General features: G+C 74.0%; 14 protein-coding genes. 4 read left to right on the plus strand and 10 right to left on the minus strand.

The features are described 5' to 3' along the window. Nucleotides 1-182 precede the first annotated feature (182 nt). Nucleotides 183-548 (minus strand): antitoxin, encoded by a 366-nt coding sequence (locus tag XF36_RS35370; protein ID WP_064485518.1) that lies wholly within the window; start codon nucleotides 546-548, stop codon nucleotides 183-185. 208 nt (nucleotides 549-756) lie between these two features. Between XF36_RS35370 and XF36_RS27410 the strand changes: the two genes are divergently transcribed. From XF36_RS27410 to XF36_RS27420, 3 genes are read left to right on the plus strand one after another with little or no spacing between them, the layout of a single operon-like run. Then, on the plus strand, nucleotides 757-1,692 hold the full coding sequence (locus XF36_RS27410) for an ABC transporter substrate-binding protein (RefSeq protein ID WP_082375692.1): 936 nt from the start codon (nucleotides 757-759) through the stop codon (nucleotides 1,690-1,692). After that, on the plus strand, nucleotides 1,685-2,605 hold the full coding sequence (locus XF36_RS27415) for an amino acid ABC transporter permease (RefSeq protein WP_060714186.1): 921 nt from the start codon (nucleotides 1,685-1,687) through the stop codon (nucleotides 2,603-2,605). The genes XF36_RS27410 and XF36_RS27415 overlap by 8 nt, the downstream gene beginning before the upstream one ends. Next, nucleotides 2,602-3,363, plus strand: a complete 762-nt coding sequence (locus XF36_RS27420; RefSeq protein ID WP_304437848.1) for an amino acid ABC transporter ATP-binding protein — start codon at nucleotides 2,602-2,604, stop codon at nucleotides 3,361-3,363. Before XF36_RS27415 ends, XF36_RS27420 begins: the two co-directional genes overlap by 4 nt. 39 nt (nucleotides 3,364-3,402) lie before the next feature. Here the strand turns inward: XF36_RS27420 and XF36_RS27425 are convergent, their stop codons facing one another. The 5 genes from XF36_RS27425 to XF36_RS27445 all read right to left on the minus strand — a co-directional run bounded on the left by XF36_RS27425 (nucleotide 3,403) and on the right by XF36_RS27445 (nucleotide 8,953). Beyond that, nucleotides 3,403-3,747, minus strand: a complete 345-nt coding sequence (locus XF36_RS27425; protein WP_060714187.1) for a hypothetical protein — start codon at nucleotides 3,745-3,747, stop codon at nucleotides 3,403-3,405. Between the two features lie 623 nt (nucleotides 3,748-4,370). Then, on the minus strand, nucleotides 4,371-4,952 hold the full coding sequence (locus XF36_RS27430) for a peroxidase-related enzyme (protein WP_060714188.1): 582 nt from the start codon (nucleotides 4,950-4,952) through the stop codon (nucleotides 4,371-4,373). A gap of 10 nt (nucleotides 4,953-4,962) precedes the next feature. Then, nucleotides 4,963-5,628, minus strand: coding sequence for a response regulator (locus XF36_RS27435; protein ID WP_060714189.1), 666 nt, complete (start codon nucleotides 5,626-5,628; stop codon nucleotides 4,963-4,965). Beyond that, nucleotides 5,625-6,938, minus strand: coding sequence for a sensor histidine kinase (locus tag XF36_RS27440; RefSeq protein WP_060714190.1), 1,314 nt, complete (start codon nucleotides 6,936-6,938; stop codon nucleotides 5,625-5,627). The genes XF36_RS27435 and XF36_RS27440 overlap by 4 nt, the downstream gene beginning before the upstream one ends. A gap of 35 nt (nucleotides 6,939-6,973) precedes the next feature. Beyond that, on the minus strand, nucleotides 6,974-8,953 hold the full coding sequence (locus XF36_RS27445; protein WP_060714191.1) for a serine hydrolase domain-containing protein: 1,980 nt from the start codon (nucleotides 8,951-8,953) through the stop codon (nucleotides 6,974-6,976). 122 nt (nucleotides 8,954-9,075) lie between these two features. On the opposite strand from XF36_RS27445, the gene XF36_RS27450 reads away from it, so the two are divergent. Next, nucleotides 9,076-9,414 (plus strand): hypothetical protein, encoded by a 339-nt coding sequence (locus tag XF36_RS27450; protein WP_060714192.1) that lies wholly within the window; start codon nucleotides 9,076-9,078, stop codon nucleotides 9,412-9,414. Between the two features lie 3 nt (nucleotides 9,415-9,417). Here the strand turns inward: XF36_RS27450 and XF36_RS27455 are convergent, their stop codons facing one another. From XF36_RS27455 to XF36_RS27470, 4 genes are all read right to left on the minus strand, one after another. Further along, nucleotides 9,418-11,511: a hypothetical protein gene (locus XF36_RS27455; protein ID WP_060714193.1), complete on the minus strand. Its 2,094-nt coding sequence runs from the start codon at nucleotides 11,509-11,511 to the stop codon at nucleotides 9,418-9,420. Between the two features lie 347 nt (nucleotides 11,512-11,858). Further along, nucleotides 11,859-12,038, minus strand: a complete 180-nt coding sequence (locus XF36_RS27460; RefSeq protein ID WP_060714194.1) for a YbdD/YjiX family protein — start codon at nucleotides 12,036-12,038, stop codon at nucleotides 11,859-11,861. Further along, entirely contained in the window at nucleotides 12,035-14,218 is a 2,184-nt protein-coding gene (locus XF36_RS27465) for a carbon starvation CstA family protein (protein WP_082375693.1), read from the minus strand. The genes XF36_RS27460 and XF36_RS27465 overlap by 4 nt, the downstream gene beginning before the upstream one ends. 248 nt (nucleotides 14,219-14,466) lie before the next feature. Beyond that, nucleotides 14,467-16,287 (minus strand): phosphoenolpyruvate carboxykinase (GTP), encoded by a 1,821-nt coding sequence (locus XF36_RS27470; RefSeq protein ID WP_060714195.1) that lies wholly within the window; start codon nucleotides 16,285-16,287, stop codon nucleotides 14,467-14,469. Nucleotides 16,288-16,356: the final 69 nt, after the last annotated feature.

Here is a 16,356-nt window from a genome sequence, read left to right on the forward strand (position 1 = left end):
GTCGGCTCCAGGCCCGTGCGGGTGGTGCGGCCCCGGGACGCGCAGGCGCGTCGCCGCCGATCCTGGCACGTCACCGGCCCCGAGGAGAACCGGCGGCGGGCGGGCCGACGGGTGGACGACGGACCGTCGGACGTCCACATACGACGGTCCCGGCGCCCGGCCGGGACCGTCGTGGAGGGAGGTCAGGCGCCGTGCGGACGCTCCGGGTTCGGCGGCGGGAACGCCGGGGGCTGCTGCGGGGTGCGCTGCGTCGGAGCGTCGGCACCGCCCGCCGGGTACGGCGGGTTCCCGGCGGCCGCGCGGGGCGGGGCGGGCGGGGTGGTGCCCGGCGAGCCGAAGCCGTAGCCGGGCTGCGGGATGCCCGCGGCGTCCTTCGCCTTGCGGGCGGCGCCGGCGATCTGGTTCGTGTACTTGCCCTTGGTCTGCTTGTCGACGAACTGGGCGGCGGAGTCGAGGGCCTTGCCCGCCTGGTCCGGGTGGGACCGGGCGTAGCGGCGGGCGGCCTCCACCGCGCCGGCCAGAACGGTGAGCCTGCGGAACAACGACATCGTCGAGGACCTCCGTGACGGTGGGGCGCCGCGTCGGTGCCGCGACGCCCGGTCGTCGCACCAACAGTAGGCGAACGTGCGCGGCCCGGCGCGGGCTCGCGGCGTCATGGGACGAGCACGTAACGGATCGGTCGCCAGGCGGCGGGAACCACTCCCCAAGTGGCAGGATCCCCGCCGTTCGACCCGGCATCATCTGGAAGGCAACCGCATGACGACCGCGAGGACCCGCAGTGTCCGCTCCCTGACCGGGATCGCACTGACCGCACTGACCGCACTGGTCCTGGCCGGCTGTGGTGCCGGCGGCGACGGCAGCGGGGGAGGCGGCTCCGCCGGAGCAACCGGTACCGACGCCCCGATCCCGGCCGTCGCCGAGGACGACCGGCTCGCCGCCCTCGTCCCCGACGAGGTCAAGCGGGACGGCACGTGGGTCGTCGGCACCGACCCGACCTACCCGCCGAACGAGTTCACCGCGCCCGACGGCACGACGATCATCGGCATGGACGTCGACCTGGGCACCGCGGTCGCCCAGAAGCTCGGCCTGACCGCGAGGTTCGAGCAGAGCCAGTTCTCCGGGATCATCCCGGGCATCACCGGCGGCCGCTACGAGGCGGGCATCTCCTCGTTCACCGTCAACCCCGAGCGCACCCAGGTCCTCGACATGGTCAGCTACTTCTCCGCGGGCACCAGCCTGGCGACCCGCAAGGGCAACCCGGACGGGATCGACCCGAACGACCTCTGCGGCAAGGCGATCGGCGTCCAGCAGGGCACCGTGCAGGTCGAGGACGTGCAGGCCCGCAACAAGAAGTGCACCGACGAGGGCAAGCCGGCCATCCAGGTCACCGAGCTGCAGGCGCAGACCGACGTGACGCTCGCGCTGAACTCGAACCGGATCGTCGCGATGCTCGCCGACTCCCCGGTCGCCGCCTACGCGCAGACCACCACCAACGGTGCGGTCGAGGTCGTCGGGCAGCCCTACGACACCGCGCCGTACGGCATCGCGCTGAAGAAGAACGACGGCCAGTACGCGCAGGCCGTGCAGGGCGCGGTCCAGTCGCTGATCGACGACGGCACCTACAAGCGGATCCTCGACAAGTGGAACGTCGGCAACGGCGCGATCCCCACGTCCTCGGTGAACGGTGGCTGAGCCGGCGACCACCGGCGCCCGACCCGAGCCCCGCGACGCGATCGGGGTCCGGCACCCCGGACGGTGGGTCGCGATCGCGGTGCTCGCGGTCCTGGGCGCGATGCTGGTCAACTCGCTGCTGACCAACGAGAACTTCGGCTGGCCGGTGGTCGCGCAGTACCTGTTCGCCGGCCCGGTGCTGAACGGGCTCGCGAACACCCTGGTCCTGACCGTCCTGTCGATGCTGATCGGCATCGTGGGCGGGATCGGGCTGGCGGTCATGCGGCTGTCGCCGAACCCGGTGCTGTCCGGGGTGTCCGGGGTCTACCTGTGGCTGTTCCGCGGCACCCCGCTGATCGCCCAGCTGCTGTTCTGGAGCTTCCTGTCCTCGCTCTACCCGAACCTGTCGCTCGGCATCCCGTTCGGCCCCGAGTTCGTCGTGTTCGACACGAACTCGCTGATCACGCCGTTCCTGGCGTGTCTGCTGGGCCTCGGGCTGAACGAGGCCGCCTACATGGCCGAGATCGTGCGCGGTGGCATCCAGTCGGTCGACCAGGGCCAGAGCGAGGCCGCCGGAGCACTCGGCATGACCCGCGCGCAGACCCTGCGCCGGGTCGTCCTCCCGCAGGCGATGCGGGTGATCATCCCGCCGACCGGCAACGAGACGATCGGCATGCTGAAGACGACGTCTCTGGTCGTCGTCATCGGCTACACCGACCTGCTCACCTCGGTGCAGCGGATCTACTCGACGAACTTCCAGACCATCCCGCTGCTCATCGTGGCCGCGGCCTGGTACCTGCTGCTGACCTCGCTGCTCACCGCCGGCCAGCGTGTCGTCGAACGTCGCTACGGCCGCGGCGTGGCCGGTGCGGTCACCGAGGCGACCCCGCTGGTGCGGCTGTTCTCGTTCCGGACCGGAGGGAAGACCTCGTGACCCCGATGGTGCGAGCCGAGTCGGTCGGCAAGAGCTTCGGCGACGTCGAGGTGCTGCGCGGCGTCGACCTCGTCGTCGAGGCGGGGCAGGTGTGCTGCGTGATCGGGCCGTCCGGCTCGGGCAAGTCGACCCTGCTGCGGTGCATCAACCACCTGGAGACCATCGACACCGGACGGCTGTGGGTCGACGGCGAGCTGATGGGGCTGCGCGAGGAGAACGGGACGCTCTACCGGCTCCGCGACTCCGCGCTCGGCCGCCAGCGCCGCGAGGTCGGCATGGTGTTCCAGCGGTTCAACCTGTTCCCGCACCGGACCGCGGCGGAGAACGTGATGGAGGCGCCGGTCGTCGTGCGCCGCGAGTCCCGGGCGGCCGCGCGCGAGCGGGCGGTCGAGCTGCTCACCCGGGTCGGGCTCGGCGACCGCGCCGACGCCTACCCCGCGCAGCTGTCCGGCGGGCAGCAGCAGCGGGTGGCGATCGCCAGGGCGCTGGCGATGCGGCCGAAGCTGATGCTGTTCGACGAGCCGACCTCGGCGCTGGACCCGGAGCTGGTCGGCGAGGTGCTCGACGTGATGCGCGAGCTGGCCCGCGAGGGCATGACGATGGTCGTCGTGACCCACGAGATGGGCTTCGCCCGTGAGGTCGGCGACGCGCTGGTCTTCATGGACGACGGCCGGATCGTCGAGTCCGGTGACCCGCGCGCGGTGCTGTCGGACCCGAAGGAGGAGCGCACCCGCGCGTTCCTGTCGAAGGTGCTCTGAACGGTCGGGCGCCGCGGCCGGGTTAGCATCCGGGGATGTTCAACCGCGGTGGCCTCCTCGTTCGACGAGTGGAGCGCGATCGCGGACACCGGTGTCGTCCCGCTCCGGGTCCGGCCCCCGGTCACGGGTCCGTCGGGGTTCCACGGCGAGATCGCCGGGTGCGCCGTCGACGGCCGGGGTGGGCGTCTCCCGGATCGCCGCCGATCCGTGCCGGATGACCCGGTCCGGGTCGGTGGACGACGCACCGGACACGCTCTTCCTGTCGATCCAGCACAGCGGAGCGCTGCGGGTGGCCCAGGCGGGCCGGGTCGCCCGGGCCGTCGCCGGGGAGGCCGTGCTGTACCGCAGCCGGGACCGGCCGTCCCTGGTCTGCGAGGAGTCCACGTTGTGTGACGGTGCAGGTGACCGGGGAGTGCGCGGAGCTCGGCGGGACGGCCGTCGCCGCGGGGCTCGCGCGGACGATTCCGGCCCCGACGCCGGCGCTGCGCGTGCTGGCCGCGACGCTCGGCCCGCTCGGGCGGGCCGCCGGCGACCTGGATCCGGTGCCCGCCGCCCGGATGTCGTCCGCCGTGCTCGAGATCCTCGGCGCCCTGCTCGGCTCGCTCGGGGGCACCGAGACACTCCCGACCGGCCCGGTCGCCCTCGCCGCGACGCCGCAACGGTTCGTCCTGGACCAGCTCACCGACCCCGGCCTCTCCGTCGACACCGTCGCCCGGCGCTTCGGGGTCTCCGGCCGCTACGTCACCCGGGTGTTCGCCGAGGCGGGTGGCCGAGCTGCTCGCGGGTCAGGACCCCGTGGGACATCGCCGTCCTCCTCCCGGCGGCCGCCCGCACCGCGGCCCGCCGTGGAGCAGTCTGGGCCCGCCCCGGGAGCCGGGCCGTCGTTCCCGGCCCCGATGGGGGCGTTGCGGGAACAGCCCCGATGGGGGCGTTGCGGGAACAGCCCCGATGGGGGCGTTGCGGGAACAGCCCCGATGGGGGCGTTGAGGGAACATCGGCCGCGGAGCTCAGCTCCGGGGGATGCGTCCCATCAGGAAGAACTCCGGGTTGGGGCGCAGCGCGGTCAGGTGCGCGAGCCGGTTCGACATCGCGAACAGGGCGGTGATCGCGCCGACGTCCCAGATCTCGTCGGAGGTCAGGCCGGCGGCGCGGGCGTCGTCGAGATCGGCCTCGGTCAGCGACTCCGAGCTCCGGGCGACCAGCAGGGCCAGGTCGACGATCGCGCGCTCGCGCTCCGACAGCTCGACCGCGTAGGGGTTGGTCGCGACGCGGTCGGCGATCTCCGGGTCCTTGTACCGGATCCGGAGGATCGCCCCGTGCGCGACGACGCAGTAGGTGCAGTCGTTGGCCCCCGAGGTGGCGACGACGACCAGCTCGCGTTCGGCCTTGGACAGTCCGTCGTCGGAGTCCATCAACGCGTCGTGGTAGTCCAGGAACGCCCGCAGCTCCCGCGGGCGCCGGCCCAGGGCCCGGAACACGTTGGGGACGAACCCGGAGCGCTCGGCGATCGCGCCGATCCGCTCCGCCAGGTCCGGCGGGAGCCCGTCGAGGTCGACGTGCCCGAACCTGCTCACCTCGTGCTGTGCCATGTCCCGGACGCTAGTCGGGATCGGGCGCCGCGACCCCCGTCCGATAGGCCCACACGACGGTCTGCAGCCGGTCCCGGGTGCCGATCTTCGCCATCGCCCGGCCCAGGTGCGACTTCACCGTCGACGTCTCGACGACCAGCTCCTCGGCGATCTCGGCGTTGGAGAGCCCGCGGGCCAGCATCCGCACGATCTCGGTCTCCCGCGGCGTCAGCGGGGCGACCCCGCCGTCGGGCGCGGTGTCCGGTGCGGGGCGGCGCCGCGCGAACTCGGCGATCACCCGGCGGGTGACGGTCCGGTCGATCAGCCCGTCGCCACGGGTGAGGCGGCGGACGGCGTCGACGAGGTCGTCGGGGTGGGTGTCCTTGAGGACGAACCCGCTCGCGCCCGCCTCCAGCGCGCCGAACACGTAGTCGTCGAGGTCGAAGGTGGTGACGACGAGGACCGCGGGGACCGGGTCGTCGAGGCCGGTGATCTCCCGGGTCGCGACGAGCCCGTTCCCGCCGGGCATCCGGACGTCCATGCAGACCACGTCGGGCCGGTGCGCGCGCGCCAGCGCCACGGCCTCCGGCCCGCTCGCGGCCTCTCCGACGACCTCGACGTCGCCGGCCAGCTCCAGGAACATCCGGAACCCGGCCCGGACGACGGCCTGGTCGTCGGCCAGCACCACCCTGATCACGCGCGTCCCCCTCCGGTCTCCGGGCCGGGGTCGTGCGGGACGACCAGGCGGACCTGCCAGCCGCCGTCGTCGGTCCGGACCGCGGAGAACGTCCCGCCGACCAGCTGCGCGCGCTCGCGCATCCCGGCCAGCCCGAACCCGCGGGTGCCCGGGGCGTCGGCGGAGGGCGCCGGGGTGCCGCGCGCGGGCCCGTTCACGACCTCGACGGCGACCCGGTCGTCGGCGTGGGTCACCGTCACCCGGACCGGGGCGCCGGGGGCGTGCTCACGGGCGTTGGCCAGTGCCTCCTGCACCACCCGGTAGCAGGTGACGTCGGCGACCGGGGACGGCTCGCCCGGGTCCCCGCGCCGGACCAGCTCCACCGGACCGCCCAGCTCCCGGGCCTGCTCCACGAGCCCGTCGAGCTCGGCGAGGCCGGGCACCGGGGTATCGGCCTCGGCGCCGCCCGCCCTCGGCTCCCGCAGCGCCCCGACGACCAGACGCAGGTCGTGCAGGGTGCGGCGACCCTGCTCCCGCAGCCGGGACGCCGTCCGCCGCGCCTCGTCCGGGTCCCGGTCCACCAGCCGCTCGACCACCGCGGCCTGCACCACCATCGCCGACAGGTGGTGCGCGGCGACGTCGTGCAGCTCCCGGGCCATCCGGGCCCGCTCCCGGGCGACGGCGGCGTCCGCCCGTTCCCGGTACGCCGCGACGACACCGGCGGTGTGCACCCGGTCCAGCTCGGCGTAGCGCCGCCGGGTCCGCAGGTACACACCCAGCAGCAGCGGGCCGCCGTAGACCAGGACCGCCGACAGCACCTGCGAGACGACCAGCCCGCCCGCGCCGAGCAGCGCGTCGCCGGACGGGCGTACCGCGGTCCCGGTGAGCACCACGGCCGTCTCGACGACCGCCGCGGCGCCGACCAGGGCCCCGGCCCGGCGCGCCGGGAGCCGCGACCCGCAGGTGCCGGCCGCGATCGCCGTCGCCGGGCCGCGCAGCGCCGCACCCACCGGCATCAGGACGACGTTCACCAGCCCCAGCCCGACCGTCAGCGCCAGACAGACCGCGGGGGCGGTGCGGCGCAGCGCCAGCAGCAGGTTCTGCACTGTCACCACCCCGAGTGCCAGCGCCACCGTGCCCTGCGCGAGGCCCAGCTCCGCGGCCGGGCCCGGTGCCAGCACCACCGGGGTGACCACCGCGAGCGTCCCGGCCGCGACGAGCACCGCCAGCGCGGTGTCGCGGCGTCGCGGTCCGGCCAGGCCCAGCGCGGTGAGCCGGGCGTCGAGCCGTTCCACGACCGTGCGGGGTGGCGGTTCGGGGTGCGGGTGCATGGGGTCTCCGGCCTCGGGTGGGGTGATCGTAGGGCTCAGTAGGTGAGGCTCGGCAGCAGCAGGCCCGCCACGACCGCCACCACCGCGATGCCGGCCAGGGCGAGCAGCAGCATCACCCGGCCGGTCACCGACCACGCGCCGGCCCTGGCGCGCAGTGCGGTGACCACCCCGGCCGCCGCGACGGGCACGCCCACCACCCCGATCCACTGGAGCACCTGGAGCCCGCGCAGCACCGGGAGCGGCACCTCGCCCAGCGACGCGATCGTGAGCACCGAGACCACCCAGCCCGTGAGCGCGACGAGCGCCGCGAGCGCCGCGGCCCGGGTGAGACCGTGCGCGACCCGGTCGGCCCGCGGCCGGGTCGCGACGACCACGCCGTACCGGCGGCGCCACAGCGCCCCCGCCGGCCGGGCGACGAGCGCACCGAGGAGCACCACGACCGAGCCGGCCAGCACCGTGCCGAGCAGCGTCGCGTCACGCAGCGGGCCGACCGACAGCTCGGTGAACGCCGCGTCGTGACCCAGTGCGGTGACCCGGCCGTCGGCATCGGTGCGCACGGTCAGGAGCCGCTGCCCGCCGACCTCCCGCCACAGCCCGGGCCGGACCTCGGCGTAGGCGGCGGGGCGGACGTCGTTCGGGGCGGGCGAGACCAGCAGCGTGCCGTCCGGCCGGGCCGCCACGCGCATCTGGGCCAGCAGGTTCATCGCCCCCATGAAGGTGCTCTCCGACCGCCGGGCCGACTCGTAGGTCCCCGCGATCGCGGCGGCCCTGGCCGGGGTGCCCGCGTCCGGAGCCGGCGCCGGGCCCGCCGGACCGGGGAGGTAGCGGTCGGTGAACCCCTCGGTCACCGCGCGCCGCAGATCCAGGGTGTCCGCGCCGCCGCGACCGATGCTGTTCGTCGTGACGAACACGCCGATCCGCTCGGCCGGGTACAGCTGCAGGTGCGAGTGGAACCACTGGGTGTCGCCGCCGTGGCCGAGGACGAGGTGGCCGTTGCGGCTCTCGTCGAACACCCCGAGTGCCATCCGCGGGCCGTCGGCGAGCGCGCCGAGGGTGTCCGGGCCCAGCGCCGGGCGCTGCATGAGTGCCCACGCGGCGGGGGAGAGCAGCGGGGTCGAACCGGGTGCGCCGAGCAGGGCTGAGGCGAACCGGCCCATGTCGGTGGCCGACGCGCTCAGCGACCCCGCCGGGGCCGGGCTGACGAACTCGAACGGCATCGGCGGGGCGTCGACGCTGGTGTGGCCGTCCGACATCGCCGCGGCGACGGCCGCGGGCAGCGGCTGGTCGAAGGTCGCGGTCGTCATCCCGGCGCGGTCGAGCACCTCGCGCTGCACGTACCGCTCGAAGGGCTCGCCGGTGACCCGCTCGACGACGTGCCCGGCCAGGCCGTAGCCGTAGTTGGAGTACGACGGCACGGTGCCGGGGGTGCTGACCTGCTCGGGCGGGTCGGTGGCGAGGAACTCCCGCAGTGACGGGCCACCCGGCCCGGTGCGGATGAGCCCGCGGATCTGCTCCTCGAAGCCCGCAGTGTGGCTCAGCAGGTTCCGCAGGGTCACCGGGCCGCGGGGCATCGGCACGTCGATGTCGAGATGGCGGCGGACGTCGGCGTCGAGGTCGACGAGGCCGCGGTCGGCGAGCTGCAGCACGGCGACCGCGGTGGCCACCTTCGACACAGACCCGACCCGGAACAGTGTCCGGACGGGGTCGACCGGCCTGCCCGGTCCGGCCGAGCCGTAGCCGCGGGCGGCGAGCACCTGCCCGTCGCGAACGACGGTGACCGCGGCCCCGGCGATCCCACTCCGGTCGAGCGCGGCGGGGACGAGGCCGTCCAGCCAGGCGCCGACGTCGGCGGCGGTGAGCGGAGCGGTCGGGACGGCCGTCCGCGGAGCCGGGGCGGGGGCCGGTGCGGCCGGGGCCGCCCAGCCACCGACCAGAGCCGCGACCAGGAGGACGAGCAGGGCGACGGTGGCAGCGCTGCGGCGGGGCGGGCCGCCGGTCCGGCGTGCGGTGATCATGTCGTCGAGCCTCGCCGGAACGGGCCCCCGGCACATCGGGCGCAGGTCGGCACTGCGGCCTACGACCTCCGACGGAGACGGCTCTTCCGCACACGCGGCCCGATCCGGGACCATGTCGCGCCATGGGAGTCCCGGAGCAGGTCCGCACGCAGCTCGCGACCTGGTGCACCGAGCAGGTGCCCGACGGCGAGAGCGACCGGCGCCGGATCGCCTACACCACCGCCGGCAACACCGTCACGATCCTCGACCGGCGGCCGCCCACGTTCCCGGAGCTGGGTGCGGCATGGTCGTCGACGGCACTGGCGCAGCTGCGGGTCGACGACCCCGGGCCGGGCAGCTGGACGCTGTACCGCGTCGCCGACCCCGGCTCGGGGCAGCGCTGGCAGCCGGCGGGGCCGCCGGACACCGACCCGTTCGTGCTGCTCGCGCGGGTCGCCGCGACGCTCCGCGCGAGCAGCTGACGCTCAGTCGTCACGGCCGCCCGTGACGGCCGGGCGCGGACCCGGTGCCATTGCCGACGGTGTCGACGGGCGGGACGGCTCGTCGTCGGGCGGGGTCGTGTCCGACCCGCGCGGAGCCGGGCGCGGCGCGGGCACCGACGGGTCGACGGTCTCGTGGGCGCCGGCCTGTCCGGCCTGCACCAGGACGGTGACCGGGATCTCCGGTGCCTCCGCGGCCGTCCGGGCGGCGGGGACCGACGGCAGCGGCGGCACGACCGGGGACCCGGGGCCCGGCCGCACGGCGGCGGTGCGGTCCCCGGTGCCGCGCAGGAAGCGCGCCGAGGCCTGGTTCAGCACCTCGAGCAGGGTCGTCCCGGACGAGGCGGCCCGCGGCTCGTCCCCGACGACGGCGAGCATCCGCGGCGCCGCCGCGGTCAGCAGCAGCCCGTCGGCCTGCATCGCGCCCGCACCCAGCACGACCACCAGGTCGGCGGTGTCCGCCGGGGGCAGCGCGCCGAGGACGTCGTCGAGGGGCTCGCAGACGACCAGGCCGAAGCCGGGGACGCCACGGCCGGCGTCGGCCGCCCAGGTCTCGGCGAGCTGCGGGTGGGTCCGGGCGAGTTCGCCGAGCAGCCGGTCCAGCTCGTCGCGGTCGGCGACCTCGCGCCGGGCACGGTCGAGCTCCTCGAGCGCGTCGGCGTAGGCCTGCGGGTCGTGTGCCCGCAGCGCGTCCACGACGGCGTCGTGCTCCGGCGCCCGCGCCCCGTAGGGCACCCGGTCGGCGCAGGTGGCGGCCAGGCGTTCCAGCTCGTCGGCGGCCTCGGCGGGGTCGCCGTGCTCGTCGTAGTCGACGATCGCGCGGGCGACCCGCTCGGCGGCGGCCAGGTCCGGCACCGAGACCGGGGAGTCCTGCTGCAGGAACAGCACGTCGTGGCGCAGCGCGCCGACCGACCGGGCGGTCGCCGCCACCCGGTCCAGGGTGTCGGTGAGCGCGGGCAGCTCGGAGGGGTCCCGCGGGATCGGCAGGCCCAGCACCGCGCACAGCCGCGCGATCTTGTCATCGCGGCGGGCCAGATCCAGGTGCCGGACGATTGCGACCACGTGGTCGTAGCTCTGCGGGGCCTCCCCGCCGACACGGAAGCGGCGCAGGTGCGGCTCGGCGTCCTTCTGCTCCTGCGGGCGGAAGTAGGACCGGGTCCGGCCGCCGGAGTCGAGGAAGTCCAGGTAGCGGCGGACGAGGTCGGCGCCGCCCTGGGGCAGCGGCTCCACGATCTCGACCGTGGGACCGGCGGCGTGCCGGGCGCGGTCGTCGCGCTGGCGGGCCGCGTGCCCCTGCAGCGCCTCGAACTCGGCGCGCAGTCCCTGGTGGACCAGGCGACCGACGACCTCGCGCAGCCGCTCGGCGTCCGGGGCCGCGGCGATGGCCTCCAGCGAGCCCAGGACGCACCGGGAGACCTGGGTGACGGCCCCGCGCCGGGCGGCGTCGAGGTCGCGCAGCAGACCGGGGACGATCCGGGCCTCGCCGGTCTCGGCGCCGGCCACGACCCGTGCGGCCCGCTCGCAGCAGCCCGCGACGTCCGCCGGGTCGGGCATGCCGTCGGCGTCGGGGAGGCGCTGGCCGCGCCGGGCGGTGCGGTCCGCGCCGACCCGGGCCAGCAGGCGGCGCAGCCGCTGCAGCTCGCGGACCGGCAGCTCCGGGAACGAGGTGGCGACCCGACCCTCCACGCTCACCGGCAGCGAGTCGTGCACCGCGGCGACCCGCTCGGCGGACGCACCGGTCACCAGGACGCGCATGCCGTAGCCGGTCAGCTCGGCCAGCGCCCTGGCGAGCTCGCCGGGGCTGCTGTCGGAGAGCACGACGAGCGGCTCCTCGGCCACCACGCCGAGCAGTGTCGACGGGTGGGCGGGGTCCTCCTCGGAGCGCGGCGGGGCCGCGGCCCCCAGCGCGGTCGACAGGGTCCGCAGACCGGCCGGCACCCGGCCGGCGCGCAGTTCGGCGGTGATCCGCGCCGCCGCCGCCCGCGGTGCCCCTCCGCCGCGGCCGGCCGACGCCAGCCCTTCGACGAACGCGACGAGCGCGTCGATGTCCGTGTCCTGGGACACCCGGACGTCCAGCATCTCGTCTCACACCTCCGCCGTACCCGTGTCGTCGCCCCGGGGACGACGTTCACGGTGTGTATCGCCGTGGACGGCCCGGTGTTCCGCCTCCCCCGTGATCGTCCGGCCGGGACCGGCCGGCCGCCGTCACGAGGAGCGACGGAGCCGTGTCCCGTTCGGGGTACACGGCGGGTGCGGGATCGCCGTTCGGACGTCCCCGATCTCCCGCGAAAGGCTACCGGTCAGGGCTCTATGCTGGGCCGATCTCGTCGAGACCGGGCAACGTCGCCCCTTTCGGCGTCCTTCGCTGTCCACAGTGAGCGACCAAGGCAGTTCAAACACTGCTCCATCGGAGTGAACTTACCCGATCAGCAACAGCGGGCGGAGGGAACACGGTCCTGGCGGTCGGTCCGCTCCCGCCAGAACTCGCGCTCGCCCAGCACCGGCGCACCGGGGTGGTGGGCCGCCCGATGGGCCAGGTACCGCTCGTAGTCGCGCTCCCCGGCGAGCTCGCGCACGAACGTCCAGAACGCCCGGAGCCGGCTCATCCGGAGCCCCCGGCCCTGGCGAGCTCGCGTTCGGAGCGAGTGGGGATCAGCCCGGCAGGGGCCTGGATCCGGGACTCGACGTACGGGTCCTCGGAGCCGCCGGGCAGCGGGCGTCCGCGCAGCGCGGCGACCCACACCCGGACCGAGTCGGCCAGGACGATCACGATGAGCAGCGCGAACAGGGCGGTGAGCACGGTGTCGACGGTCGTGTTCACCACCACCTTCTGCATGGCCTCGACGGTCCTGGCGGTGCCCAGGCTCGTCTTCCCGGCGTCGAGCGCGGCCTGGTACTGGTCGCGCTGGGCCCAGAACCCGAGCTTGGGGTTGTCGGAGAAGATCTTCTGGTAGCTCGCGGTCAGGGTGACGACGGCGTCGAACACCAGCGGGACCAGCGTGATCGGTGCGTAGCGGGCACGGCCGGAGCGGATCAGCAGCGTGGTGCAGACGGCCAGTGCGACGGCGGCGAGCAGCTGGTTGGCGATGCCGAACAGCGGGAAGAGCTGGTAGATGCCGCCCAGCGGGTCGTTGACGCCGGCGTAGAGCAGGTAGCCCCAGGCCCCGACGATGACGGCGCTGCAGATCCAGGCGCCCGGCCGCCAGCTCGTGTCGCGGAAGCGCGGCACCACGTTGCCGATCGTGTCCTGCAGGATGAAGCGTCCGACGCGGGTGCCGGCGTCCACCGTGGTGAGGATGAACAGCGCCTCGAACATGATCGCGAAGTGGTACCAGAAGGCGCGCATCGCGGCGCCGCCGAAGACCTGGGAGAACACCGTCGACAGCCCGACGGCCAGGGTCGGCGCCCCGCCGGAGCGCCCGACCAGTGTGTGCTCCTCCACTGCCTGCGCGGCCGCGGTGAGGTCGGCCGGGGAGATGGTGAACCCGATCTGCGCCACCGCGGCGGAGGCGGTCTCGACGGTCGGCCCGAGCACCGTCGCGGGCATGTTCATCGTGAAGTAGAGGCCGGGGTCGAGGATGCAGGCCGCGGCCAGTGCCATGATCGCGACGAAGGACTCGGTGAGCATCGCGCCGTAGCCGATGACCCGGATCTGGGACTCCTTCTGGATCAGCTTCGGTGTCGTGCCCGAGGCGACCAGGGCGTGGAACCCGGACAGGGCACCACAGGCGATGGTGATGAAGACGAACGGGAACAGCGAGCCCGCCGCGACCGGGCCCTGCCCGTCGGAGGCGAACCGGGTCAGCGCGTCCATCTGCAGCGACGGCCAGGCCAGCAGGATCGAGGCGGCGAGCAGCACGACCACGCCGACCTTCATGAACGACGACAGGTAGTCGCGCGGGGCGAGCAGCATCCAGACCGGCAGCACCGAGGCGGCGAAGCCGTAGACCACCAGCGCGAGGGTCAGCTGGTTCGCGGTCAGGTGGAAGACCTCGCCCCAGGACGAGTTCTGCACCCAGCCGCCGCCGACGATCGCCAGCAGCATCAGCGCGACGCCGAGCACCGAGACCTCGATGATCTTCCCCGGGCGCAGGTAGCGCAGGTAGAAGCCCATGAACAGGGCGATCGGGATCGTCATCGCGAGCGAGAACGTGCCCCACGGCGAGTCGGCCAGGGCCTGGACGACGACCAGCGCCAGCACCGCCAGCAGGATCACCATGATGGCGAGGACGGCGACGATGGCCGCCGTCCCGCCGACCGGACCGATCTCCTCGCGGGCCATCTGGCCGAGGCTGCGCCCGCTGCGGCGGGTGGAGAAGAACAGCGTGACCATGTCCTGGACCGCGCCCGCGAACACGACCCCGACGATGATCCAGATCGTGCCCGGCAGGTAGCCCATCTGCGCCGCGAGCACCGGGCCGACCAGCGGGCCCGCGCCAGCGATGGCCGCGAAGTGGTGACCGAACAGCACCCGCCGGTCGGTGGGCTGGAAGTCCTGCCCGTCGTCGAGACGTTCGGCCGGTGTGGCGCGGGTGTCGTCCACGCGCAGCGCGCGGTGGGCGATGAAGCGGGAGTAGAAGCGGTAGCCGATCGCGTAGGACGCGACGGCGGCGAACACCAGCCAAGCCGCGGAGATCTCCTCGCCGCGGGTGAACGCGACGATCGACCAGGCGATCGCGCCCACCACCGCCACCGCGACCCAGATCGCGATCTGCCTCGGGTCGCGACGACGGGTCGTGCCCGTCCCCCCGGTCCCCGGTTCTCCCGGTCGCTCCGTCGTGACCATGCCGTCCCCCGCTCGTGCACCGTGCGCGACCGACGCCGTCGTGGGGCCGGCCCGATCGGGAACGTTACGTCGGGCAACGTTCGCTGTCACCGGTCCAGGGACGCCGTTACCGAGTCTCGACCGGCCGCGTCCTTCCCGATCCGGGGACGCCCACCTCACGGGCCCCGTGCAGGCGCAGCACGGAGCCCCCGCACACCGGACGGCGTGCGGGGGCTCCGTGGGTCTCGCGCGGCCGGGGCCGCGGTGGGTCAGGCGCCGAGGCGCTGCTTCAGGGCCTCGAACTCGTCGCGGATCGACGTCGGGAGGTTGTCGTCGCCGATCTTGGCGAACCACTCCTCGATCAGCGGGATCTCGGCCTTCCACTCCTCGACGTCGACCGCGAGGGCCTCCTCGACGTCGGCGCGCTCGGCGTCGACCCCCTCGAGGTCGATCTGGTCCACGGTCGGCACGAAGCCGATGGGGGTGTCGACGGCGGCCGCCGTGCCCTCCATGCGCTGGATGCACCACTTGAGGACGCGGCTGTTCTCACCGAAGCCGGGCCACAGGAAGCGGCCGTCCTCGCCGCGGCGGAACCAGTTGACGTAGAAGATCTTCGGGAGCTTCTCGGCGTCGGCGCTCTTGCCGAGGTTCACCCAGTGCGCGAAGTAGTCGCCGACGTTGTAGCCGAGGAACGGCAGCATCGCCATCGGGTCGCGCCGGACCTGGCCGAGGCCGCCGGCCGCGGCCGCGGTCTTTTCCGAGGACATGGTGGCGCCCATGAAGGTGCCGTGCTGCCAGCTGCGGGCCTCGGTGACCAGCGGGATCGTGGTCTTGCGGCGGCCACCGAACAGGATGGCCGAGATCGGCACGCCGCTCGGGTCCTGCCACTCCGGCGCGACGACCGGGCACTGCGCGATCGGCACGGTGTAACGCGAGTTCGGGTGCGCGGCGTCGGTGCCGGAGTCGGGGGTCCAGTCGTTGCCCTTCCAGTCGGTGAGGTGCTGGGGGTCGCCCTCCAGTCCCTCCCACCAGACGTCGCCGTCGTCGGTCAGCGCGACGTTGGTGAAGAGCGCGTTGCCCTCCTCGATGGTGCGCATCGCGTTGGGGTTGGTCTTCCAGTTGGTGCCCGGCGCGACACCGAAGAAGCCGAACTCCGGGTTGATGGCGTAGAGCCGGCCGTCCTCACCGAAGCGCATCCAGGCGATGTCGTCACCGACGGTCTCGGCGCGCCAGCCGGGGATGGTCGGCTGCAGCATCGCCAGGTTGGTCTTGCCGCAGGCGCTCGGGAAGGCCGCCGCGACGTAGTAGGCCTTCTCCTCCGGGCTGATGAGCTTGAGGATGAGCATGTGCTCGGCGAGCCAGCCCTCGTCGTGGGCCATCGCCGAGGCGATGCGCAGCGCGTAGCACTTCTTGCCGAGCAGGGCGTTGCCGCCGTAGCCGGAGCCGTAGCTCCAGATCTCCCAGGTCTCCGGGAAGTGGCTGATGTACTTGGTCTCGTTGCACGGCCACGGCACGTCGGCCTGGCCCTCGGCGAGCGGGGCGCCGATCGAGTGCAGCGCCTTGACCCAGCGGTCACCCGCGACGTCGAGCAGCGGGACGACCTGCGCACCCATCCGGGTCATGATCTTCATGGAGATCACGACGTACTCGGAGTCGGTGATCTCGATGCCGATCTTCGGGTCGTCCGAGTCGGTCGGCCCCATGCAGAACGGGACGACGTACATCGTCCGGCCCTTCATCGAGCCGCGGTACAGCTCGGTCATGGTCCGCTTCATCTCGGCCGGGTCGGCCCAGTTGTTGGTCGGGCCCGCGCCGCGCTCGGTGCCGGTACAGATGAAGGTCCGCTCCTCGACCCGCGCGACGTCGTCGGGGTCGGAGGCTGCGTAGAAGGAGTTGGGTTTCTTCTCCAGGCGTGTGAGGGTCCCCGCCTCGACCAGCTGGTCGGTGAGCCGGGTCCACTCCTCGTCCGAACCGTCGCACCACACGACGCGATCCGGGGTGGCCAGCTCGGCGATCTCCTGGACCCAGGCCGCGACGCCCTGGTTGGTGGTCGGTGCCTTGTCGGTGCCCGGAACGGTCGCTGCAGTCATGTCGTCCTGTTCTCCTCGCCGGCCCCGGCCCGCCACCGGGGGAACTACGACGAGCCCGCGACCGGAGTC

It is taken from the genome of Pseudonocardia sp. HH130629-09 (genome assembly GCF_001294645.1).
Lineage (GTDB): Bacteria > Actinomycetota > Actinomycetes > Mycobacteriales > Pseudonocardiaceae > Pseudonocardia.